Annotated in this window: 1 protein-coding gene; it reads right to left on the bottom strand. The window is 43.5% G+C overall.

Going from position 1 to position 1,230, the window contains the following annotated elements:
- Positions 1–369: 369 nt before the first annotated feature.
- The coding region (locus KDK14_RS15130) for a C2H2-type zinc finger protein (protein WP_257266008.1) at positions 370–1,230 on the bottom strand (861 nt) is incomplete at its 5' end.

The following is a 1,230-nucleotide window of genomic DNA, read 5'->3' as shown; positions in this document are numbered from 1 at the left end:
ACGACTGCATGGATGCAGGAGCTAGAGCAACGCAGGAGCAGTTGCCGGGAGTGCCTGCACAAGGAGTCAGAAATATATGATTTCATATGGTCAGCTACTTATCTTCACTAAGGAATGACAAGTTGAAGATACTTTCCTCCATCGTCAAATGCGGAAGCATTTCAGGCATGGTGTAAACCACACCCACAACCAAATATAGGAACAGGTTGTCAATGATACAGGGGCAATTAACCGGCCAATAAAACCATGACATTGACGCTCCCAGACAGTTCTCCGTTATATTTGATCACTCTAATGGGCCTCCAGTAGAGGCTCAGGGGGTTTTACCATTTACCTGGCCAGAGGACAGTGGCCAGTATTTCCTGACGGTTAGGTTAATAACCGTTGAGCCTGTTTGAGAAAATGGCTTCGACAATTTAAATGCCTGTTCAGATAAATTTTTCTTGAAAAGCTCATGTCGCAGATCTTACACATAAAGGGCCTTTCGCCGGTGTGGATGCGGGTATGTTCTTTCAGGCCATTGTTTTGAATGAAGGTCTTTTTGCAGGTCTTACACTTATAGGGCCTTTCGCCGGTGTGGATACGGGTATGTAGTTTCAGGTGAATGTTTTGAGTGAAGGTCTTTTTGCAGATCTTACACTTATGGGGGCTATCGCCGGTGTGGATGCGGGTATGGTTGACCAGGTGACTAGATTGTTTGAAACTCCGATCGCACACCCGACACTTAAAGGGTCTATCGCCGGTGTGGATGCGGCTGTGTTTTTTCAGGTCACTGGAATCATTGAAGCTCTTTTCGCACACCATACACTTAAAGGGCCTCTCACCGGTGTGGATACGGGTGTGTCTTGTCAGATTCGCCTTTCGAAGAAAAATCTTCTTACATTGATCACACTGAAAGGACTTCTTGACAGTGGGCAAGCGCTTTGCTGAATTTTCTGTCTGAGCATCCGTTTTATTCATTTTTATTAAATCATCGCCATTTACAGATTCATCACAACTTGCCTGGTGCGAAGAGAGTGGACGATTATTTTCTTCGCTGTCTGCGCAGGTATAGTCAAGATTATCAATTTCAGGAAATAATGGAGGAAATTTTTCCATTGCTAACCAGTCAGACGAATCAAAACCACTATTTTGTTGTTGCTTCATTTCCGGAACATAGCCAAAACCGACGTGTTTAAATGTTTCAACTTTTTTGTCATTAAAAAAAGCACTTGTCATTTTAATTTCTTC

Source organism: Endozoicomonas sp. ONNA2, assembly GCF_024606365.1.
Lineage (GTDB): Bacteria > Pseudomonadota > Gammaproteobacteria > Pseudomonadales > Endozoicomonadaceae > Endozoicomonas.
This window is presented reverse-complemented; position numbering and strand designations above follow the sequence as displayed.